Source organism: Dellaglioa sp. CoH-55-MRSF-6 (assembly GCF_056782215.1).
In genome coordinates, this window is sequence record NZ_JBXAYJ010000071.1 from 1 (window position 1) to 237 (window position 237).

General features: G+C 63.3%; 1 protein-coding gene. It reads left to right on the forward strand.

The annotated features are described in order from the left end of the window. A partial coding sequence (locus tag AC1RPK_RS07825; RefSeq protein WP_481769369.1) for a transglutaminase family protein occupies positions 1-237 on the forward strand: 237 nt, incomplete at both ends.

The following is a 237-nucleotide window of genomic DNA, read 5'->3' on the forward strand; positions in this document are numbered from 1 at the left end:
GTATTTGTTCTCGGGGCTGTTCATCGGGCCGACGAGCCAGGCGCCGCGGGTCGACGAGGCACGCAACGACCAGCTTTACGAGCTCGACATCGCATTCGCGGAGATCCAGCGCAACAAGCTGCTGTTCGGGCAGGACATGCCGCCGTGGCTCGTCGACCGCGTGCTGCGCAACCTGCTGATCGACGTGACGGGCAATACGCACCGCAGCGAGTTCTGCATCGACAAGCTGTATTCGCC